We start from the raw sequence: 21,383 nt of genomic DNA on the forward strand, positions 1-21,383 counted from the left end.
GTGTTCTCTTATTTCGCTACGTCTTTGATGACTGATGCAACTCGCGTGGCAGCATCGGTAATCGCTGCTTGTTTTGCCGAACGCGCCATCGTCATCAACGACTGTGAATCTAGGTTTTCCAATACCGTCGCCAGCTTTTCAGCGGTCAATTCCGGCTGCTCAATCATGATGGCTGCGCCACCTTGGACTAAATGCTCTGCGTTCAATGCTTGTTGGCGATCTTGGTGCTGAAACGGAACAAAAATCGCAGGGACACCGGCGGCGGCCACTTCTGAAACAGTTAACGCTCCAGAGCGGCAAATCAGGATGTCCGCCCAATGATAAGCTTCTGCAACGTCGTCAATAAACTCAGTAACGTCTGTGTTAGCGACGCTTGCGTGACTAAACCGCTCTGCGGTGTCCGCTTGATTACCTTTACCCGCTTGATGGCGAACAACCACATCGCGTTTGAGCAATGCTAATGCCGCTGGCGCAGTGTGGTTAAGAATACGCGCGCCTTGGCTACCGCCCATCACCAACACGTTAAGCGGCGTGCCATCCTGATAAGCCTCAGGGGCAGTCAACTCGCAAACATCTTTTCTTACTGGGTTTCCGACCACATCAGCATGAGGAAATGCGCCCGGAAAAGCCTGCAATACGCGCGTGGCAATCTTTGCCAGCCATTGGTTGGTTAATCCCGCCACGGCATTTTGCTCATGCAACACAACAGGAACACCGCTTAACCAAGCAGCCAAACCACCAGGTCCACTCACATATCCGCCCATGCCAAGAACAGCATCTGGTTGCCACTTCTTGATATGTTTTCGCGCTTGAATAACGGCATTCAGCACCATCCAGGGGGCAAGAAGTTTACGCGTAAAGCCTGAGCCACGCAGCCCTTTTACTTCAATAAAGTCGATCTCGATGCCATGTTTCGGCACCAGATCCGCTTCCATTCTATCCGCTGTACCTAACCAGCGGATTTCCCAACCTTGTTGCTGCAATTCACTGGCAACCGCAAGCCCTGGGAATACATGACCACCAGTCCCGCCGGCCATCACTAATAATCGTTTATGCTTTTGTTCGTTTTCGTTTTTCATGAGTCACAATTCGTTGGTGCGCTTGAGAGGTCTCTAACCGGTATTCATGATCAATGCGAAGAAGAATGGCTACCGCTGTCGACATAATAAATAAACTGGAACCGCCATAACTGACCAGCGGCAAGGTCAAACCTTTGGTGGGCATAATGCCAGCCGCTGCACCGACATTGACGAGAGCTTGAAACGCAAACCAGATCCCAATACCAAAGGCAAGGAACCCACCGAAAAGCTGGTTACTTTCAAGGCAGCGTTTACCAATAAACAAGGCGCGAAATACCAGCCCAAAAACCATCAAAAGTACAGCAACCACGCCGACCAAACCTAACTCTTCAGCCAAAACGGCAATAACAAAGTCGGTGTGCGCTTCAGGTAAATATTCGAGTTTTTGAATCGAATTACCCAACCCCTGGCCCCACCAATCTCCACGACCAAAGGCCATTAAAGATTGCGTCAACTGATAGCCGCTCCCAAAAGGGTCTTGCCATGGGTCTAGAAATGAAGTGACACGCGCAACACGGTATGGCTCTGCGATAATCAGTAGACCGACTAGCCCCAAACCGCTAAATAGCAGGACACCAAACTGCCATAGCTTGGCACCAGCGATAAACAACATGCCAACAGTAGTGACAAACATTACCACCACGGAGCCCAAATCAGGCTGAATCAGTAAGAGGCCGGCAATGATCACCAGCACTGCCAGTGGCTTCAAAAAGCCCATCACGCTCTCTCTCACCTCGCCATGGCGACGTACCAAGTAACCTGCCATAAACAGGAACAGTGACAGTTTCGCCACTTCTGCGGGTTGTAAGTTGATCACACCCAATGGCAACCAACGCACTGCGCCGTTAACAGAGCGGCCAACCACTAATACCGCGACCAGCAATACCAGTGAGATAAATAGCATTGGCACGCTGAATTGTTGCCAGCGAGTAAGCGGAATTTGCAAGGCGATCGCGGCAATGGCCAACGCACCGACTAAATAAATCCCTTGTCGCATAGCAAAGTAGAACGGCTGATCAACCAAACGTGTTGAAACTGGGATAGAGGCAGATGAGACCATGATCAGGCCCACCATCATTAAACCAAACGAGAGCCAAACGATATATCTGTCGTACAAAGCAGTGGGCGATGGTCGCGATAACCAGCGCAAGACATGCATGTCTTCCCACTTCATGCTCGTCATTCGGAAACCGTCTCCAAGGCGCTATGTGCAGTAATAGCTTGTGCATAGGCCGCGAACGTCTCTCCACGTACCATAAAATTAGTAAATTGATCGAAGCTAGCACACGCTGGCGATAGCAATACCATGTCTCCTGACTTCGCGGTTTGTACGGCAATATCCATGGCTTGCTGCATGGTGTCGACGACAACAGGTGTCTCGACTAACCCTGCAAATGCTTGTCCATCGCGGCCATAGCAATACAAGGTGACATCAAGCGCTGCTAGTACAGGTTGTAGTGATGAAAACTCTGCCCCTTTTCCATCGCCGCCAACAAGAAGATGCAGCTTACCTGGCAATTGCAGCCCATCTAATGCCGCTAGCGTGCTGGCTGGATTGGTAGCCTTTGAATCGTTGACCCACCAAATGCCGTTATGTTCCAACACTTGCTGACAACGGTGAGGCAAGCCACAGTATTCGCGCATCGCCTGACATTGTGCGTCTCGCGCAATACCAACAGAATCTGCCAACGCCATCGCAGCAAGGCAATTGGCAACGTTATGGCGCCCCACTAAGGCAATGTCAGACACGGCCATTACAGGTTCACCTTTTGCGGTTAACCACTCGTTACCCTCTTTCAAGGTGAGTGTGTAATCCCCTTGCGAGAAACCAAAGCTTTCAGAGTATTTATCTTCAGGTGCTTTGGTTTGCAGATCGTCTTGATTCCACAGTGCCAGTTGGGTTTGATCAAAAATGCGCAGCTTGGCCTGTCGGTAATCTTCCATGCCGTCATAGCGATCCATATGATCTTCTGACAGGTTCAAAAACACGGCAGAAGCCATATCTAACGACGACGTGGTTTCTAACTGGAAGCTTGATAATTCGAGTACGTAAAGCGCGTGGTCATATGCCAGCATATCGAGCGCAGCAAAACCGATGTTGCCACCCACACCGACGTTAACACCCGCGGCCTTGGCCATTTCACCCAAAAGACTCGTGACCGTGCTTTTTCCGTTTGAACCGGTAATACCGATCACTGGTGCGGCAACATCACGAGCAAACAGCTCGATATCACCGACAATCTCGATGCCTTTTTCTGCCGCTGCTTTGAGCTCAGGCGTTGCTAACGCAATGCCTGGGCTCGCAACGATAAGATCGGCATCAAGAAGCCATGCCATATTCCAACCACCAGCATGAAGATCCACGTTAGGTGGTAGCTTGTCAGCGCCCGGCGGATTATCTCGGGTATCTATGACACGAATGCTTGCGTTATCCGATTTCGCGACCAGATGGTTCACAACAGAGAGCCCGGTCATGCCAAGCCCTATCACCACAATGTGCTTGTTCGCGGCGTCTGTCTTCATTTAACGCACCTTCAAAGTTGCAAGGCCGATGAGTACCAGCATCAAGGTAATGATCCAAAAACGGACAATCACACGCGGTTCAGGCCAGCCTTTCAGCTCGTAGTGATGGTGGATAGGTGCCATGCGGAAAATACGCTGTCCGCGCAGTTTGTAAGAGCCGACCTGCAAAATCACAGACAAGGTCTCCATAACAAACACACCGCCCATGATCACCAGCAAGAACTCTTGACGCACCAATACAGCAATCGTGCCTAATGCACCACCCAACGCCAATGAGCCGACATCGCCCATGAAGACTTGTGCTGGGTAAGTGTTGAACCATAAAAAGCCAAGACCCGCCCCGACAATGGCGGCACACACCACCACCAACTCGCCCGCGTCTTTGATATAAGGAATATGCAGATATTCAGCGAAGTTGACGTTGCCCGTTGCCCAAGCGATGAATGCGAAACCACTTGCTACCATGACGGTCGGCATGATGGCCAAACCATCAAGACCATCCGTGAGGTTAACGGCGTTACTGGTACCAACAATCACGAAGTAAGTGAACACGACATAGAACAAGCCAAGCTGAGGCATGATGTCTTTGAAGAAAGGCACCACCAACTGCGTAGCGGCAGTATCTTTACCATGGGCATACAGCGCGAAAGCGACAATTAGCGCAATGGCGGATTGCCAAAAGTACTTCCAACGCGCAATAAGTCCGTCAGTGTTCTTGCGCACCACTTTACGGTAATCATCCACAAAGCCGATAGCACCGTAACCCAAGGTCACAAACAGCACGGCCCACACATACGGATTGGATAAATCGGCCCAAAGCAGCACAGTCACGGTAATGGCAGTTAAGATCATTAACCCGCCCATCGTCGGTGTGCCACGTTTACTGAAGTGAGATTCAGGGCCTTCGTTACGAACAACCTGACCGATTTGCAGCATCTGCAAACGGGCAATCAAGCGCGGCCCCATCCAAAGTGACATCACTAAGGCGGTTAACACGCTTAAGATGGCGCGAAACGTCAGGTAATCAAACAGTCGGAAAAACGGTATGTGCTGGGCAAGAATGTCCGATAGCCAATCTAGCATGACGCTGTCTCCTCGATAGCTGCGACGACTTCTGACATTTTCATTCCGTTGGCCCCTTTGACCAAAACAGATACTTCACGTTTTGTTTTCATGAGTTCTACTACATGCGCTATCAGTGCGCTTTTATTATCAAAATGCTGTCCACCACAACGCTCGCTAATCGCGGCGCTGGCGGGTCCATATGTGAGTAAGGTTTGAATCGACGCCTGACTGAGATGCTCTGCCACTTCCTGATGCACCGCATCAGAGTGCTCACCCATCTCACCCATATCTGCCAATACGATCACCTTGTCGCCGTCAAAACCATCCAGTAAATCAACGGCGGCTTTCATCGCAGCAAGGCTTGCGTTGTAGCTATCGTCAATGAGACGAAGTCCAGGGCGCGGGAAGCTTATCGCGCCACGTCCCTTGACAGGCGACACAGATGCGAGACCACGCGCCACATCATCCATGGTAATGCCATCAACATTCAGCGCTGTCATTGCCGCCAAGACTGCATTTGCGACATTATGCGCACCAGGCAAGTTAACAAATAGTGGAGAAACAACGCCTTGTGCGACTAAATCAAACTGATAACAACCGTTTTCAGCTTGTTGAATATTCTCTGCGCGATAGTCAGCATCTTTACCCGCCACTGTCATGGTAAGTACTTGCTTACTTTTCAGCACGGCGTCCCAAGAATGCCCACCACAACTATCAAGGTTCACGATAGCAAGAGCGCCATCGGCCAATCCTTCAAAAATTTCGCCTTTGGCTTGTGCCACGCCTTCCAACGAGCCAAACCCTTCAAGGTGAGCTGCAGCAAGGTTAGTCACCATGGCAATATCTGGTTGTGCCAGTTGCGTGGTGTAGGCAATTTCACCGATATGATTTGCCCCTAATTCCATGACAGCAAAATCGTCGGAAGGTGTTAAACGAAGCAAGGTTAATGGCACGCCGATATCATTGTTAAAATTGCCAGCGGTATACAGGGTTTGCCCCTTTTTCGACAAAATAGCCGCCAGCATTTCTTTGACCGTGGTTTTGCCACAGCTGCCTGTCAGTGCAATGGTTTTCACATCACATTGAGCTTTTACCCATGCACCGAGCTGACCTAAAGCCAACTTGGTGTCATTCACCACCAGCTGTGGCAACTCTGACGCAACAGGCGTGGAAACCAGCAGTGCTGAGGCACCATTGGCTTCTGCAGTATCAACAAAATCGTGTGCATCGAAACGCTCACCGACCAGCGCCACAAAAAGTGCGCCTTGACCCAATGTGCGCGTATCGGTTGATACGGCATTGATGACGACGTCTTCACCTTTTAGGTCAGCCTGTAAAACAGACTGCAATGTCTGAAGTGAAACCGGGATCATCCCTTTACCTCCAAAAGATCGCGAACCGTTTCACGATCAGAATAATGAACCGTTCCTGATGCCAAGACTTGATAGTCTTCATGGCCTTTTCCTGCCACTAATATCACATCATCTTTTGATGCATTTTCAAAGGCATAACGGCAAGCTTCTGCGCGATCATGGAGGATAACAGCTTTCTCTGGCGAGACCATGCCCCTGAGCATGTCTGCCACGATGATTTCTGGAGATTCTGATCGCGGGTTGTCGTCAGTTAAAATAGCGACATCGGCGAGACGTTCTGCAATTTCGGCCATCATTGGGCGCTTGCCCGTGTCTCTGTCTCCACCGCAACCGAATAAGCACCACAGCTTTCCTTCACAATGGCGGCGTAATGCATAAAGCGCTTTTTCAAGCGCATCGGGCGTGTGAGCATAATCAACCACTAACATAGGTTTGTCAGCGTGGTGAAAAACTTCCATACGGCCGATAACGGCTTGAAGTTGTGGGGCTTCGTCCAGAAGCGCGGCTTTGTCATACCCCAAACCGAGCAATGTTGCTAAGCTAAGCAACAGGTTCATCACGTTGAATTCACCAACCAGTGGTGCTGTGAATTCCCCTTCTCCCCACGATGAAGAGAATGCAATAGAGACACCGCTGGTCGCATAGCTCACGGAGGTCAACCAAAGCTTGCGTCCTTTGTGAGTGTTCACTGCGGCTTCGGACATGGACACCGCAATCGCTTCTGACATATTTGCCACCCAGCTCGCCCCCACAACATCATCGGCATTGATAACGGATACTGGCGTCCCATAGTGGGTAAACAGACGTAACTTGGCTTCGGCGTACGCTTCCATGGTGCCGTGGTAATCAAGGTGATCACGACTTAAATTAGTAAAAATCGCCGCGTCAAAGGAAACCGCTTTCACCCGATCTTGTACTAAACCATGAGAAGACACTTCCATGGCGACATGCGTCGCGCCTTGTTGCTTGAATTGCGCCAGTTGGTGCTGAATATCTAGCGCACTGCCCGTGGTGTTTAACGCGGGCTCAAGTGATGCCAGAAAGCCATTACCCGTGGTTCCCATGACGGCAGCTTTACCGCCAAGTAAGTCAATCCACTGCGCGATAAGCTGACTAATTGTCGTTTTACCGTTCGTTCCCGTGATGCCAATATTCGTCAGACCCTGACTAGGCGCTTGATAAAAACGCGCGGCGATATCGGAAAGCGTCGATTTCATGTGCGGAAATGCCACGACAGGCACATGACCGTTTAGCGTAATGCCAAACTGACCGCTGGTATCGCCATCATCTGCAATCACTGCAACGGCACCCGCTGCAATCGCGTTAGGAATATACTGACGTGCATCTAGGCTGTGGCCTTGAACAGCCACAAACACATCACCAGGTTGGATCTGGCGGTTATCCAGTTTCAAGCCGGTTATCTCAATGTCTGGCACAACATCAAACCACGGTGCCAAAAGTTCTTTAAAGCTGGTAATAGACATCAGTTTTGCTTGTCCGTTTTAGCAATATGTAACGAGGGTTGCTGAGCGTCCGGCGCAATGTTCAATATCTGCAGCGCGCTCTTCATTACGTCTGAAAACACAGGGGCCGCAACCTGACCACCGTAGTATTTATCGCCTTGTGGTTCGTTGATGACCACGACTAAGGCAATGCGGGGATCGCTGATTGGAGCAATCCCTGCGGTATATCCGATATATTCGTCGCCGTAGCCACCAGCAATCGCAACTTTTGCCGTACCCGTTTTGGCACCAACACGATACCCATTAACCGCCGCGCGTCGCGCACTGCCACCCTCTTGAGTCACCGACTCAAGCATATCAATGACCTTTCGTGTGTTTTCCCGAGACGCGACTTGTTTGCCAGGTACCACCGCTTCGGTTTTTAGAATCGATAATGGGCGATTAATACCTAAGCTACCAAGGACTGCATAAGCGCGCGCCAATTGAGCGGGCGTGATTGATAAGCCATAGCCAAATGACAAGGTGGCTCGCTCGAAATCAGACCAGCGACGGCGATTTGGAAATAGGCCATAGGATTCACCCACAAGGTTGACCCCAGTGGCATCACCCATGCCAAAGCTGCTGTAAATGCCCAATAAGGCTTCAACCGGCATAGAAAGGGATAATTTACTGACGCCGATATTACTGGATTTTTTCAGTATCTTACGAAGGTCGGCTTTGCCCGCTTTTGACACGTCACGCACTCGGGCTCCGCCAATGGACATGACACCATTGCCGGTATCGATAATGGTGCTCTCATCAGCCACACCATTTTCAAGGGCTGCTAATACCACCAGCGGTTTAATGGTTGAACCGGGTTCAAAAACATCCGTAATCGCACGGTTACGCATTTTGAAGCTTTTTAGGTCAGCGCGATTGTTGGGGTTGTATGATGGCGCATTGACCATCGCCAACACTTCTCCCGTTCGCACATCAACCATGACCAATGACCCTGATGTGGCTCGATAGTCAGCAACCGCTTGTTTTATTGCGCGATAAGAAATGGCTTGGAGACGTTGGTCGATACTCAACTGTAACGGCTTGCCTTCTTCTTTGGCTTCCAGTGAAATATTTTCAACCACGCGACCGTATCTGTCTTTGCGCACAGTTCGGCGCCCAGGCTCACCACTTAGCCAACCGTCATAACCTCGCTCAATACCTTCAAGACCGCGCCCATCGATACCCGTTACACCGACCAAATGGGCACTCACCTCTCCCGCAGGATAAAAGCGACGGGATTCATCATTCATACCGATGCCCGGCAATTTGAGTGCGGCAATGTAATTTGCCATGGCTGGGCCAACCTGACGCTGGAGATAGATAAATCGTTTTTTGCGGTTTTTCTCGATGCGGTCCAGCATCTTTTGACGATCAAGCCCCAGTACATCAGCAAGCGCAAACCAACGGTCTTTTTCAACTAGCCCACCATTTTTAAACACAGTAACAGGGTCAACATACACCGCTTCGACAGGCACACTCACCGCAAGTGACTCGTCGTTTCTGTCAGTGATCATACCGCGAGCAGAAGGGAGGGCTTTGACGCGAACTGAACGCAAATCGCCTTCATAACGAAGGCGATCGGGTTCAATAACTTGAATGTAAGCAGCGCGGGCAATGAGCGCGAATAAGGCAAGAGAAATACAGACGCAAACCGTAACGAAACGCCACTTAATCAGCGTAGGCGCTTGCTTCTTAGCTCGTTGGTTGCCTGGTTTGCTCTTTCCCTTAAACACTATTGGCTCACTATGATTTCACGTCGACTATCAGGACGGATCATGTCCTGATCATTGCGTGCCATCGACTCGACACGGCTGTGTTCAGATAATGCATGTTCTTCGAGGATTTGGTTTCGCCATTCAACCTCTAGCCTTTCTCGCTCCATCAACAACTGATCTTGATGTGCAATGGCAGTCCGAGTTTGTTGAGTGACAAACACCACGGATAACGCAGAAATCAGCACCAGCAATAGCAACACCAAAGGCACCTTACCGACAGAGGTAAGATCCTGAAAAATTTGTCTGCTAAGTCCTGGTGCTCGTTCCATTAGTCACCCAATTTTTCTGCAATTCGCAATACAGAACTGCGAGAGCGTGTATTGTCTGACACTTCTCCGTCTGTTGGCTTTAAGGCCTTACCGACAGGTTTCATGCTCGCACTGCCCAAGGCTCGAATTTGCTCTTCCGTCAGAGGCAAGCCATGAGGTACTGATGGCCCTTTGCTTTGTTTTCGGATGAATTGCTTCACCAAGCGATCTTCCAACGAATGGAAGCTGATAACGGATAAGCGCCCTTCTGGTGCAAGAACATTTAATGCACCTTGCAGAGCGGTTTCAATTTCATCCAACTCACTGTTGATATAGATGCGGATAGCTTGGAAGCTTCGCGTGGCTGGATGTTTTTTGCGGTCACGAGACGGCGCGACGTTAGCGATCAGTTTCGCCAGTTGCAATGTACGTGTCAGCGGCTCTTTTTCTTCGTCTTCGCGATGCTCAACAATGGCGCGAGCGATACGCTTTGCAAAACGCTCCTCACCAAACACTTTCAACACCCAAGCAATATCGTCTGCATCCGCTTCTTGAAGCCACTGTGCGGCTGAAACACCTGACGTTGGATCCATGCGCATGTCCAACGGGCCGTCACGCATAAAGCTGAAACCACGTTCAGCGTCATCGAGCTGCGGCGAGGACACACCAAGATCAAGCAGTACGCCATTGATCTGACCACTCAAACCAAGATCTTCAATATATTGTTGAATACCTGAAAAAGGACCTTGGATAATGTTAAAGCGAGGATCATCAATCTTGGCCGCTTCGGCGATAGCTTGTGGATCTCGATCAATACTGTAAAGGCGCGCATTCTCGCCCAAACGAGATAAAATCTCGCGAGTGTGTCCACCACGTCCAAATGTGCCGTCGACATAAATGCCGTCAGGCTTAAGGGCCAAACCCTCAATGGATTCGTGGAGAAGAACGGAAATGTGTGAAAATTGCTCTGACATAATCTTGGGTACCTAAAGCGAGAAATTGCTGAGCCTGTCACTCAACGCTTCCGCTGATTCGGCTTGAATTTGAATATCTTGGTCAATCTGTTGTTGCCATTTATCGCTGTTCCACAACTCAAACTTATTGAGCTGCCCAACCAGCATGGCTTTTCCATCTAACCCCGCATAGTCACGAAGTGTAGGGGCAATCAGTATTCGACCCTGTCCGTCCATCTCGCACTCAAACGCATGCCCGAGCAACAAACGTTGCAATCGACGCTCTGCGGGATTGAGGCTGGATAGACGGGAAAGTTTGGCTTCAATCCGCTCCCATTCCGGTAACGGGTAAAGCAGCAGGCATGGTAACTGATGATCAATGGTGCACACAAACACGCCATCACAAAGCGCATCAAGATCTTCTCGATATCGCTTCGGCAATGCTACTCGACCTTTTACGTCGAGAGATATGGCGCTCACCCCTCTCAACATGTCACTTAATTCCCTTTCTCACCAGAATAACCCACTTTACTCCACAATTTCCCACTTAGAAGTGTAAGTATCAGGCAAAAAGAAAGTCAAGCAACCCTGTAGGGCGACACGGATCACGGTTTCGTGAACTACATTCTATTTCAACAGCTTGCCATCCATTTCGATGGTGCTGTTTTTTTAACCGCATATCATGCCGACGACAATATGGCTACTTTAGCAGTCGCTAAATCAAATTCTCCGGCATTTAAAGCTATTATTCCGATCAAGAAAATGGTTTTCCGATCTTTAAAACTAAAGAAGGCGAGCTAATGCTCGCCTTCTGGGGTATTAAGTGAGTCGGCCTGTAAGCCGGGTTCTGTACCGTAAAAAACGGTGGTAACCATTCGTCTAGGCCTGCAATCGCTCACAGGCTCAAGCAACCTACCCGTCCCCAACGCGGGCCGCGCCAATAGGGACCTATTTGGTCTTGCTCCGGGTGGAGTTTACCGTGCCACGAACTGTTGCCAGCCGCGCGGTGCGCTCTTACCGCACCCTTTCACCCTTACCTGTGCACTTTATCTCCTTGCGGAATATAAAGGCCATCGGCGGTTTGCTCTCTGTTGCACTGGTCGTAGGCTTGCGCCCCCCAGGCGTTACCTGGCACCCTGCCCTGTGGAGCCCGGACTTTCCTCCCCCCCGTCAGTCTCCCAAAGGACATCAACGAAGCAGCGGTTACCCAGCCAACTCAGGCCGCGGATTATATAGAAGTCTCTATAGCCGAGCAACCTCAAGACGCGCTTATCCGCAAATTTAAAAGCCTCAGTAAGTACATTCACCTATAAACGGCGTTTTAAACACCATTTACAGGTACAGGACTCGGTATAGCGCCTCTTACTAATCGAGGTTTTCTAAGCCCCATTTGTACAAGGCATTCTTTTTCACGCTATAAAGTTCTGCTGCAATCGCAGCCGCTTTTTTCAACGGCAATTCCTTCGCGATCAATGCAACAGCATTGGTTGCTTCAACAGGCAGATCATCTTTCTCTGCACGGTGACCTGCAATCAAAAGAACCATTTCGCCACGGAGGCGATTTCTATCTTCATTCAACCACGCAATCAACTCGCCCAGTGGCGCGCCATGAATGGTTTCATACGTTTTTGTCAGTTCACGTGCCAAGACCACTTGGCGATCCGCACCCAGCACGGCAAGCATGTCATCCAAGGTATCGGTAATACGATGAGGTGACTCGTAGAATATTAAGGTACGCGGATCCTGCGCAATCTCAGTAAACTTATCACGTCGCCCTTTACTCTTTGGCGGCAAGAAGCCTTCAAAGCTAAAACGATCAGAAGGTAAACCCGACGCACTTAACGCCGTGATCACCGCACAAGGACCCGGTAAGGGCACAACTTTGACACCGGCCTGACGACAACGCGTGACCAAGTGGTAACCTGGATCAGAGATCAACGGCGTACCCGCATCAGAAACCAACGCAATGGTTTGTCCACTGACCAATTTTTCTATCAGAAAATCCGCTTTTTGTTGTTCATTATGGTCATGAAGAGCAAAAGTTCGGGTCGTGATACCAAAATGGGACAGTAGTCTGCCAGTATGGCGGGTATCCTCGGCAGCGATGATGTCAACCTGCTGCAAAATTTCGAGTGCACGCTGGGTGATATCTCCCAGGTTTCCGATCGGTGTCGGCACGATATACAAAGTTGAGACGTCAACCACGGTTGAAGTTTCATCAGTCATTTGTTTCACAACCCTTCGGCGATTAATATAGAGGGCAACAAGTTACGGACAGAAGATGTTCATGCGTAAAATAACCCATAAGTGCAAAAGTGTATCACGACTTCTCTCTCCAATCGCGCTGGCATTGGTGCTTTCGGCCTGTCAGACCACGCCTTCTGTTGAGCAAGGACCTCAATATGACATCACTGCGCCTGCGCGTGAGTCATCAACATTCTACTTGCTGAAAGCTGAAACCAGTGACGCAGGAGAAAAAGCGGATTGGTACCTGTTGGCATTAAAGGCACTGATTGAAGAAAAACAAGTCGCGCAAGCGGATGTTTTAGTCGGTAGATTGGCAAAAATGCCGCTTACCCCATTGCAGCTTTCTGAATGGCAACTTGGCCGAGCACACCTTCTTCAGCAAAAAGGAAACGCGCAAGCGGCGGTGGATAGCCTCAACTTTTTACCTGCATGGCAACTTCCTGCCATTCAGTATCAGCGCTATTACACGCTGAAAGGCGAACTGTATCAGCAATTGGGTAATCAACCTGGTGCTGCGTTGTCTTTTGCCGAAGCCTCTCCCTACCTGACTGATAGTTTCGATAAGCAACAAAATTGGAACCGCGTTTGGGATGCTTTGGTGAAAATGCCCCAATCAGAGCTAAACACGCTGTCCGCAAGCGGCAATCAAGTATTGGCTGGCTGGGTAGAACTCGTCAACGTTTTACGCCGCTATGCAGGCCGTCCAGCAGAGCAACAAGAGGCACTTAATCAGTGGCTTTCTGCCAATCCAGCACATCCTGCTAATCGATACCTGCCAGAGAATTTGGCAACACTGAAATCGATGGAAATCGTACGTCCTGAGCGTATTGGCGTCATGCTGCCGCTTAGCGACAAATTTGCAGTGCAAGGTGAAGCCATCAGAAATGGGTTAGTTCAGGCATTACTTGATGATGACTCAGAAAGTATCGCCCCTTCTGTTATGTTTTATGATACCAACGCCATGCCAATGACAGAGATTGTCAACGCCATGCGTAACGATGGTATTCAATTCGTTGTTGGGCCACTGCAAAAAGACAAGGTGGACGCCTTCCTGACAACAAGCCAAAACAGCTTCCCTACGCTGGCACTCAATATCCCTAAGAATGAAGATGGAGAAGCCAACACCTGCTTCTTTACTTTGTCGCCAGAACAGGAAGCAGAACAAGCTGCGCTGCACATTGCTCAAAACAAGCATAAGTTTCCGTTGGTGATTGCACCTAACAACGGTTTTGGTCGTCGTGTTAGCGAGGCTTTTTCTAAGCAGTGGGAAGCCGAGACTGGCGAACCAGCCGAAGTGGAATTCTTTAAAAACCGCGCTGCAATGCAGAAAACCGTTCAGCGCGTCTTTGGTTTGACCGAGAGTCAGGGCCGTATCCAGCAAATGAACCAATTGCTAGGTTTGGACATGGAATCTGAACAACGCAGTCGTCGCGACGTGGATGCTGTCTATCTGGTTGCCAACGCGGGTGAATTAACGCTGTTGAAACCTTTTATTGAAGTGGCTATCAACCCAGACGTGAAACCGCCGAAACTATATGCAAGTTCTCGCAGTAACAATCGCGTCAATGGTGTGGGTGAAATTGGCGAGTTGCGCGGCATTGAATTCAGTGATGTCCCTTTACTTGTTGATGCAAACAATCCAACAGCTGCAAGATTTAACCAGCTTTGGCCAGACCTCGATAATGGCATGACGCGCCTGTATGCACTGGGGATGGATGCCTACGCTCTGATTGAAGCACTGCCTCAGATGCAAGCATTGCCACAATATCGCTATGAGGGTCACTCAGGTGAGCTATCACTGGGTGATTACTGCACGGTAAACCGCTCCGTGTCTTGGGCGATGTTTGGGGACCAAGGGATTGTTTCAGTTAAATAAGAAGCAAACTGGCGACCATTATGAACAACAGGCTTGCCGCTTCTTGGAGCAGCAAGGCCTGATAGCTCTCGACAAAAATGCTCGCTTCAAAGTGGGTGAACTAGACCTTGTCATGCGACAAGGTAGCTGCATCGTGTTTGTTGAAGTCAAATTTCGAAAACAATCTGGTTTTGGTGGTGCAGCCGCCACAATCTCACGCCAAAAACAGCGCCGCTTACTGAAATCTGCCTACCTTTGGCTAGCCAAACAAGGGCTTTCCGCGACACATACTGAATTTCGCTTTGACGCTGTGGCTTTTGAAGGTGGTATAAACGCTGTAAACTGGATAAAGAATATATTTATTGAAGGGTAATCAATGCTAGACAGCATCAAAGATAGCTTCACTGAGAGCATCCAAACACAGATCGCAGCCGCTGAAGCATTGCCAGAGCCAATATCGAAAGCTGCTATGGTCATGGTTCAGTGCCTGCTAAACGGCAATAAGATTCTTTGTTGCGGTAACGGTGGGTCGGCAGCAAATGCCCAACACTTTGCATCGTGCTTGCTTAATCGCTTTGAAACTGAGCGCCCTAGCTTGCCTGCTTTAGCACTGACCGCTGATACCGTTACCCTCACAGCCGTCGCCAATGATTATCACCATGACGAGGTGTTCTCAAAACAAGTGCGCGCCTTTGGCCAAGCCGGCGATGTTTTATTAGCGCTATCGACCAGCGGTAACAGTAAAGACATTATCAAAGCCATGGAAGCGGCAGTAACACGTGATATGACTATCATTGCGTTTACAGGTAAAGATGGGGGCGAAATGGCTGGCTTACTGGGTGAACTGGATGTTGAAATCCGTGTTCCTTCACAACGCACAGCACGTATACAAGAAGTCCACCTTGTCACGCTTCATACACTTTGCGATTTAATCGACCAGTTTCTTTTCCCGACTCACGGAGAATAAGTCATGAAAAAGGCGCTTTTACTTGCAGCAGTCTTCGCGTTAAGTGCCTGTTCCGCCATTTATGAGCAGGACACACGAAACGCAAAAACAGAATGGACGGATACACAAATTTCAATGCAAGTGGCAGGGATCGCTAATAAAGCGCCTTATTTGGGCGAAACTCGAATCAATGCCGTGTCCTACGATGGGAAATTGTTGTTGATTGGTCAGGCCAAAACCGCTGCATTAAAGAAAACACTGGTGGCAAAAGCGCGTGAGCTGGATGGCGTTGAGACCGTTTACGATCAAATACGTGTAAAAGAGCCTCTATCTCTTACTGACGTGAGCAAAGACACCTGGCTAACCACCAAGGTGAAGTCGGCGTTGATTGGCAGCAAGAAGCTTAGAAGCGTCAATATCAAGGTGTTATCTGAAGATGGTGAAGTCTTTTTGCTCGGCTATGTCACTCGACAACAAGCAGAAGAAGCAACAGAGATTGCACGTAATCTTAGTGGCGTTAAACAGGTAGTAAAAGGCTTTCAATACTACGAGCCTCAAGCATCCACGGAAGAGTGAACTAAGGTTGGTGCTCTAGATAAGAAAAAAGCAGCCATTGGCTGCTTTTTTTATTTCACGACCGTGAGTGTAGGGCGGCCTTTGAATTTATTGTCTGATTCTGCATCAACAGAGGTATCGTCATCAGATGCGACGTTACCAGAGATGACGGAGATATCAGTATCTTTAGGCTCAACTTCTGGCTCAAGTTCAATTCTCTCCAATTCTGCTTCATAAGCAGGCTCTGGATCGAACATAGTACCAGCGCCATTCTCTCGCGCATAAATGGCGAGTACGGCGTAAAGCGGTACAGACACCAACATTGGACGACCACCAAATCGAGCATTAAAGCAAACTTCATCATTTCCAAGATCAAGATTACCTATAGCCCGTGGTGCAACGTTCAACACTATTTGGCCATCCTGAACATACTCAGTCGGTACATTCACGTATGGCAGTGTTGCGTCTACAACCAAATGGGGAGTCAGATCGTTGTCTATCAACCAGTCGTAAAACGCCCGCAATAAATACGGGCGACGAGGTTTTAGCGTAGCATCATCCATTACTGAGCCAGACGCATCTCACGCTCAGCTTCGGTCAATGAAGCCAAGAATGAATCACGTTCAAAAACGCGAGCCATGTAAGTCTTAACTTCTTTCGAACCTGGGCCGCTTAGCTCGATACCCATGACAGGCAAGCGCCATAGCAAAGGTGCTAGGTAGCAATCAACCAAGCTAAATTCTTCACTCATGAAGAACGGATATTCAGCAAACACTGGCGCCAGAGCCAGCAATTCTTCACGTAACTGACGACGAGCTTTATCAGCTTCTTCCGCATTGCCTTTTTCGACTTTCACAGCCAATGTGTACCAGTTACGTTCAATACGGTACATCATTAGGCGACTGTTACCACGGGCAACAGGATAAACCGGCATTAGCGGTGGGTGCGGGAAACGCTCATCCAGGTATTCCATGATGATGTTCGCGTTATACAAAGCCAATTCACGGTCAACCAAAGTCGGTACCGAGTTGTACGGATTTAGATCGAGTAAATCCTCTGGCAGGTTATTAGGATCAACAAGCTCAATCTCATAGGTCACACCTTTCTCAGCGAGAACGATGCGCACCTGATGGCTATACATGTCTGATGCGTCTGAATACAACGTCATCACCGAGCGTTTATTGGCAGCAACAGCCATTAACCCCTCCAGAATATTTCATCTATAGAAAAAACAATGGGAGCACCTGCCCCCATTGTGGATCAGCAACTCACTAGATTAACCGATCAGTGAACGTCACGCCAATACTCTTTCTTGAGCAGAATGGTCAAGATGAGCAAAATAACAAGGAAGCCAATCACCCAATAACCCATTTCTTGGCGTTCCAGTTTATTTGGCTCCCCCGAATACTCGAGAAAGTTAACCAAATCGCGGACGGCATCATCGTATTCTTCTGGGCTCAGTTCACCATTACCCAAAGATTCAATACCAACAAAGTCTTCCACTTGCTGACCATCAATCATCACAGATTTATACTGCTTGACTGGTGTGCCCTGAAGTTCTTCCAACACATGTGGCATCCCCACACTTGGGAATACGGTGTTGTTCACACCAAATGGACGTGATGGATCTGCATAGAAAGAACGCAGGTAGGTATAAATCCAATCTGTACCGCGAACACGTGCAACCAAGGTCAAGTCAGGAGCTGGGCCACCGAAGAAAGTGGCTGCATCATCAACAGTAATCGCATTGGTGACCAAGTCGCCAATCTTTGCATTCTCGTCAAAGACCAAATTTTCCATCATCAGTTCTTTGGGGATATCGAGATCTTCTGCGATACGCTCATAGCGCTGATACTGGGTAGCGTGACAGCCAAAGCAATAGTTCATGAAAAGCTTAGCGCCATTCTGTAATGAAGCTTTGTCTGACAAATCGTTATTCGCCGCTTCCAGCGGAACCTTCGCACCAGCTGCCATCGCGAGAGAAGGCAACAATGCGAACAAGATTACAATCCACTTCTTCATTAGTAGTTCACCCTCTCCGGTAATGGTTTCGTTGCCTCGTTTTTGCTGTAAACAAACAACAGAACAAAGAACATAAAGTAACCAAAGCTAAAGATCTGAGCCAACAGTGTGTAAAGGCTAGTCGCAGGTAAAGTACCTAAAACACCTAAAGCAATGAAGGAGATAACGAACTGAACAATGTTCGCCAGATGCAACTTGCTACGATAGCGATAAGAGCGCACTTTACAGCGATCTAGCCAAGGTAGTAGGAACAGCACAGCGATTGACAAGCCCATAAGTACAACGCCCGTCAATTTATCAGGGACCGCGCGCAAAATGGCGTAAAACGGCGTGAAGTACCATACCGGTGCAATGTGATCCGGTGTTTTTATCGGGTTCGCCGCTTCGAAGTTAGGTGGCTCAAGGAAATAGCCGCCCATTTCTGGATTGAAGAAAATAACGTAGGCAAACAAAATACCAAAACCTGCAACACCGATCAGATCCTTCACCGTTCCGTATGGGTGGAAAGGAACAGCATCAATGATGTCGTATTTCTTGGTGTAGTACTTGTGGAAAGCAAATTGGGTTTCGTACCCTTCGCCCTTCGCACCTTTTGGCAATTTGGTTTCAATGCCATCCGGATTATTCGAGCCAACTTCGTGCAGTGCAAGAATATGCAACACCACTAGCAATAGAATAACGATTGGCAACGCAACGACATGCAGCGCAAAGAAGCGATTTAGCGTTGCTCCCGAGAGGACAAAGTCACCACGGATCCACAACGTAAGATCATCACCAATAACAGGGATTGCGCCAAACAGCGAGATAATGACCTGAGCGCCCCAGTAAGACATTTGTCCCCAAGGTAGCAAGTAGCCCATGAACGCTTCTGCCATCAGCGCTAGGAAGATCAACATGCCGAACAGCCAAAGCAGTTCACGAGGCTTTTGATACGAACCATAAATCAGGCCGCGGAACATGTGCAGGTAGATAACGACAAAAAACGCTGACGCACCCGTAGAGTGCATGTAACGCAATAGCCAGCCGTACTCCACATCACGCATGATGTATTCAACCGAAGCAAACGCGCCTTCCGCAGAAGGGTTGTAACTCATAGTTAACCAAATACCGGTAAGCAGTTGGTTGACTAATACCAGCATGGCTAGCGAACCAAACAAGTACCAGAAGTTAAAGTTTTTCGGCATTGGGTATTCAGACAAATGCTTTTTGTAAGCATTCATCACAGGAAGGCGTTTCTCTATCCAGTTAAGAAAGTTTTCCATTACGCTGCTCCCTCATCGGCACCGACCAGAATACGTTTATCATTAAGATACGTATAAGGAGGTACCACTAGATTAAGTGGCGCCGGTACACTCTGGAATACACGACCCGCCATATCAAACTTCGAACCATGACACGGGCAGAAGAAACCGGACGTAACACCTTCAACTTGCTCACCAAAACTGTCTGGTAGATAGGTGGGCGAACAACCTAGATGCGTACACAATCCTACTGCGACAAAAAGCTCAGGCTTAATGGAACGGTAAGTATTGGTAATATATTCGGGCTGCTGTGGTTCAAGAGAGTCAGGATCGCGAAGCTTATCGCCAATCTCATTCAACGTCTCTAAGGTCTGTTCGCTACGACGAACAATCCATACAGGCTTGCCCTGCCAAATCACCCTGATTAACTGGCCTTCTTCAACTTTACTCACATCGACTTCAACCGGGGCACCGGCAGCCTTTGCTTTGGCGCTAGGGTTCCAAGACTTAATAAAAGGTACAGCGACTGCTGCTGCACCCACACCACCAACCACAGCGGTTGATAGAGTCAGGAAACGGCGTCGGCCGGAATTCACTGGCGCATTGCTCATCCAACATTCTCCCATGTGCTCCCGCATGGATTTTTAAAAACTGTCCTTATGCGTCCCTGGAGCGTACGGCTAACTCAAAAAAGTATATTTCTTACGTAAACAGCCTATTGATTATCTTAAGATAGCACAGGCATACGTGGGTTAAATGATAAGGAAAACCCCACTTTTTGACAAGATAAAGCTACTTTTTTGTAACAAATGTGAGGTATGCACCGTTTTTTTAACTAACTGCCAAAAAAGAAAAAAATCGGAAAAATATCAAAATGGAGAAGTGTAGAAAGAGAGAGGGATAGTGTGTCTTAAAAAAGCTATTGCGTTGAATTGGGACAATAAAAAGCCTGGCAATAAGCCAGGCTTTTTTTGACCATAATTCCCGAATAAATTCGGAAGCGAATTAACGCTTAGAGAATTGTGGACGACGACGTGCTTTACGTAGACCAACTTTCTTACGTTCAACTTTACGCGCGTCACGAGTAACGAAGCCAGCTGCACGAAGAGCAGGACGCAAAGTTTCATCGTATTCCATCAGTGCACGGGTAATACCGTGACGGATAGCGCCAGCTTGACCAGAGATACCACCACCAGAAACGGTGACGTATAGGTCTAGCTTGTCTAGCATTTCAACTAGTTCAAGCGGCTGACGAACAATCATACAAGCTGTTGGGCGACCGAAGTACTGCTCCAATTCACGCTTGTTGATTACGATGTTTCCGCTGCCCGGCTTGATGAATACACGAGCTGTGGAACTTTTGCGACGACCAGTGCCGTAGTATTGTTCTGCCATTGTTATATCCCCTTAGATGTCCAGTACTTGCGGCTGTTGTGCCGCGTGCTTGTGCTCAGCGCCCGCGTAAACTTTCAGTTTACGGAACATTGCACGACCTAGAGGACCACGTGGCAACATACCTTTAACGGCAAGTTCGATGATCATTTCTGGTTTCTTCACTTGCAGCTTATCAAAGCTGATTGACTTGATACCACCAATGTAGCCTGAGTGGCTGTAGTAGATCTTGTCAGTGAATTTCGCACCAGTTACGGTAACTTTGTCCGCGTTGATAACTACGATGTAGTCACCAGTGTCAACGTGCGGAGTGTATTCTGGCTTATGCTTACCACGCAGACGAGATGCGATCTCAGTTGCGATACGGCCCAGAGTTTTACCTTCTGCGTCTACAATATACCAGTCGCGTTTTACGCTTTCTGGTTTAGCAACGAAAGTTTTCATGCTAATAAATACCCGATAATTAAAAATTTCACTTAAGGAGCTTTCGCTCCCACTGTATAAGAGCCCATTCAACACCCCTTCGAGTGGTGTTCCCTCGGCCTTAGCCTTTCAACAGTAACGGTGGGTCGCAGGATTATAAGGAAGGGTGGAGAAAAAATCACCT

Annotated in this window: 22 protein-coding genes and 1 other RNA gene; 4 read left to right on the forward strand and 19 right to left on the reverse strand. The window is 48.8% G+C overall.

From position 1 onward, the window contains the following. Positions 1 to 8: 8 nt before the first annotated feature. The 12 genes from murG to rsmI all read right to left on the reverse strand — a co-directional run bounded on the left by murG (position 9) and on the right by rsmI (position 12,744). Entirely contained in the window at positions 9 to 1,079 is a 1,071-nt protein-coding gene (murG, locus tag ACED36_RS11335; protein WP_016960749.1) for an undecaprenyldiphospho-muramoylpentapeptide beta-N-acetylglucosaminyltransferase, read from the reverse strand. Continuing rightward, a complete protein-coding gene (ftsW, locus tag ACED36_RS11340) occupies positions 1,051 to 2,262 on the reverse strand; it encodes a cell division protein FtsW (RefSeq protein WP_016960750.1) in 1,212 nt (403 codons plus the stop codon). Before ftsW ends, murG begins: the two co-directional genes overlap by 29 nt. Further along, positions 2,259 to 3,602, reverse strand: a complete 1,344-nt coding sequence (murD, locus tag ACED36_RS11345) for a UDP-N-acetylmuramoyl-L-alanine--D-glutamate ligase (RefSeq protein ID WP_371733283.1) — start codon at positions 3,600 to 3,602, stop codon at positions 2,259 to 2,261. Before murD ends, ftsW begins: the two co-directional genes overlap by 4 nt. Continuing rightward, complete coding sequence (gene mraY, locus ACED36_RS11350; protein WP_016960752.1) at positions 3,603 to 4,685, reverse strand: phospho-N-acetylmuramoyl-pentapeptide-transferase; 1,083 nt, start codon at positions 4,683 to 4,685, stop codon at positions 3,603 to 3,605. Further along, positions 4,679 to 6,040 (reverse strand): UDP-N-acetylmuramoyl-tripeptide--D-alanyl-D-alanine ligase, encoded by a 1,362-nt coding sequence (gene murF / locus ACED36_RS11355; protein ID WP_371733284.1) that lies wholly within the window; start codon positions 6,038 to 6,040, stop codon positions 4,679 to 4,681. Before murF ends, mraY begins: the two co-directional genes overlap by 7 nt. Beyond that, complete coding sequence (gene murE, locus ACED36_RS11360) at positions 6,037 to 7,524, reverse strand: UDP-N-acetylmuramoyl-L-alanyl-D-glutamate--2,6-diaminopimelate ligase (RefSeq protein WP_371733285.1); 1,488 nt, start codon at positions 7,522 to 7,524, stop codon at positions 6,037 to 6,039. Before murE ends, murF begins: the two co-directional genes overlap by 4 nt. Continuing rightward, positions 7,524 to 9,275 carry a peptidoglycan glycosyltransferase FtsI gene (ftsI, locus tag ACED36_RS11365; protein WP_016960755.1) on the reverse strand — a complete coding sequence of 584 codons (1,752 nt, stop codon included), beginning with the start codon at positions 9,273 to 9,275 and terminating at the stop codon, positions 7,524 to 7,526. The genes murE and ftsI overlap by 1 nt, the downstream gene beginning before the upstream one ends. After that, positions 9,275 to 9,586 carry a cell division protein FtsL gene (gene ftsL, locus ACED36_RS11370; protein ID WP_016960756.1) on the reverse strand — a complete coding sequence of 104 codons (312 nt, stop codon included), beginning with the start codon at positions 9,584 to 9,586 and terminating at the stop codon, positions 9,275 to 9,277. Before ftsL ends, ftsI begins: the two co-directional genes overlap by 1 nt. Then, positions 9,586 to 10,539: a 16S rRNA (cytosine(1402)-N(4))-methyltransferase RsmH gene (gene rsmH / locus ACED36_RS11375; RefSeq protein ID WP_016960757.1), complete on the reverse strand. Its 954-nt coding sequence runs from the start codon at positions 10,537 to 10,539 to the stop codon at positions 9,586 to 9,588. The genes ftsL and rsmH overlap by 1 nt, the downstream gene beginning before the upstream one ends. A 12-nt stretch (positions 10,540 to 10,551) precedes the next feature. Next, complete coding sequence (gene mraZ / locus ACED36_RS11380; protein WP_016960758.1) at positions 10,552 to 11,010, reverse strand: division/cell wall cluster transcriptional repressor MraZ; 459 nt, start codon at positions 11,008 to 11,010, stop codon at positions 10,552 to 10,554. 328 nt (positions 11,011 to 11,338) lie between these two features. Continuing rightward, positions 11,339 to 11,737, reverse strand: an RNA gene (gene rnpB / locus ACED36_RS11385) — RNase P RNA component class A. 146 nt (positions 11,738 to 11,883) lie between these two features. Next, positions 11,884 to 12,744, reverse strand: coding sequence for a 16S rRNA (cytidine(1402)-2'-O)-methyltransferase (gene rsmI / locus ACED36_RS11390; RefSeq protein WP_016960760.1), 861 nt, complete (start codon positions 12,742 to 12,744; stop codon positions 11,884 to 11,886). 55 nt (positions 12,745 to 12,799) lie between these two features. Between rsmI and ACED36_RS11395 the strand changes: the two genes are divergently transcribed. From ACED36_RS11395 to ACED36_RS11410, 4 genes are read left to right on the forward strand one after another with little or no spacing between them, the layout of a single operon-like run. Then, positions 12,800 to 14,641 carry a penicillin-binding protein activator gene (locus ACED36_RS11395; RefSeq protein WP_371733286.1) on the forward strand — a complete coding sequence of 614 codons (1,842 nt, stop codon included), beginning with the start codon at positions 12,800 to 12,802 and terminating at the stop codon, positions 14,639 to 14,641. Beyond that, positions 14,625 to 14,993: a YraN family protein gene (locus ACED36_RS11400; RefSeq protein ID WP_017005092.1), complete on the forward strand. Its 369-nt coding sequence runs from the start codon at positions 14,625 to 14,627 to the stop codon at positions 14,991 to 14,993. The genes ACED36_RS11395 and ACED36_RS11400 overlap by 17 nt, the downstream gene beginning before the upstream one ends. Positions 14,994 to 14,996: 3 nt before the next feature. Beyond that, positions 14,997 to 15,587: a phosphoheptose isomerase gene (locus ACED36_RS11405; protein ID WP_016960763.1), complete on the forward strand. Its 591-nt coding sequence runs from the start codon at positions 14,997 to 14,999 to the stop codon at positions 15,585 to 15,587. Positions 15,588 to 15,590: 3 nt separating this feature from the next. Next, positions 15,591 to 16,142: a BON domain-containing protein gene (locus tag ACED36_RS11410; protein WP_017005093.1), complete on the forward strand. Its 552-nt coding sequence runs from the start codon at positions 15,591 to 15,593 to the stop codon at positions 16,140 to 16,142. 50 nt (positions 16,143 to 16,192) lie between these two features. Here ACED36_RS11410 and sspB read toward each other — a convergent pair whose 3' ends face one another. The 7 genes from sspB to rplM form a co-directional block, all read right to left on the reverse strand. Then, complete coding sequence (sspB, locus tag ACED36_RS11415) at positions 16,193 to 16,684, reverse strand: ClpXP protease specificity-enhancing factor (protein ID WP_016960765.1); 492 nt, start codon at positions 16,682 to 16,684, stop codon at positions 16,193 to 16,195. Continuing rightward, positions 16,684 to 17,319, reverse strand: coding sequence for a stringent starvation protein SspA (gene sspA, locus ACED36_RS11420; RefSeq protein WP_016960766.1), 636 nt, complete (start codon positions 17,317 to 17,319; stop codon positions 16,684 to 16,686). Before sspA ends, sspB begins: the two co-directional genes overlap by 1 nt. 86 nt (positions 17,320 to 17,405) lie before the next feature. Next, on the reverse strand, positions 17,406 to 18,143 hold the full coding sequence (locus ACED36_RS11425) for a cytochrome c1 (RefSeq protein ID WP_371733287.1): 738 nt from the start codon (positions 18,141 to 18,143) through the stop codon (positions 17,406 to 17,408). Then, the gene (locus tag ACED36_RS11430; RefSeq protein ID WP_016960768.1) at positions 18,143 to 19,405 is read right to left on the reverse strand and encodes a cytochrome bc complex cytochrome b subunit; all 1,263 of its coding nucleotides are present in this window, start codon (positions 19,403 to 19,405) and stop codon (positions 18,143 to 18,145) included. The genes ACED36_RS11425 and ACED36_RS11430 overlap by 1 nt, the downstream gene beginning before the upstream one ends. Further along, the gene (petA, locus tag ACED36_RS11435; RefSeq protein ID WP_016960769.1) at positions 19,405 to 19,995 is read right to left on the reverse strand and encodes a ubiquinol-cytochrome c reductase iron-sulfur subunit; all 591 of its coding nucleotides are present in this window, start codon (positions 19,993 to 19,995) and stop codon (positions 19,405 to 19,407) included. The genes ACED36_RS11430 and petA overlap by 1 nt, the downstream gene beginning before the upstream one ends. Positions 19,996 to 20,389: 394 nt before the next feature. After that, positions 20,390 to 20,779, reverse strand: coding sequence for a 30S ribosomal protein S9 (gene rpsI, locus ACED36_RS11440; RefSeq protein WP_016960770.1), 390 nt, complete (start codon positions 20,777 to 20,779; stop codon positions 20,390 to 20,392). 12 nt (positions 20,780 to 20,791) lie between these two features. Continuing rightward, entirely contained in the window at positions 20,792 to 21,220 is a 429-nt protein-coding gene (rplM, locus tag ACED36_RS11445) for a 50S ribosomal protein L13 (RefSeq protein ID WP_016960771.1), read from the reverse strand. Positions 21,221 to 21,383: the final 163 nt, after the last annotated feature.

This window comes from Enterovibrio sp. FF113 (assembly GCF_041439165.1).
GTDB classification, from domain to species: Bacteria; Pseudomonadota; Gammaproteobacteria; order Enterobacterales; family Vibrionaceae; genus Enterovibrio; species Enterovibrio norvegicus_A.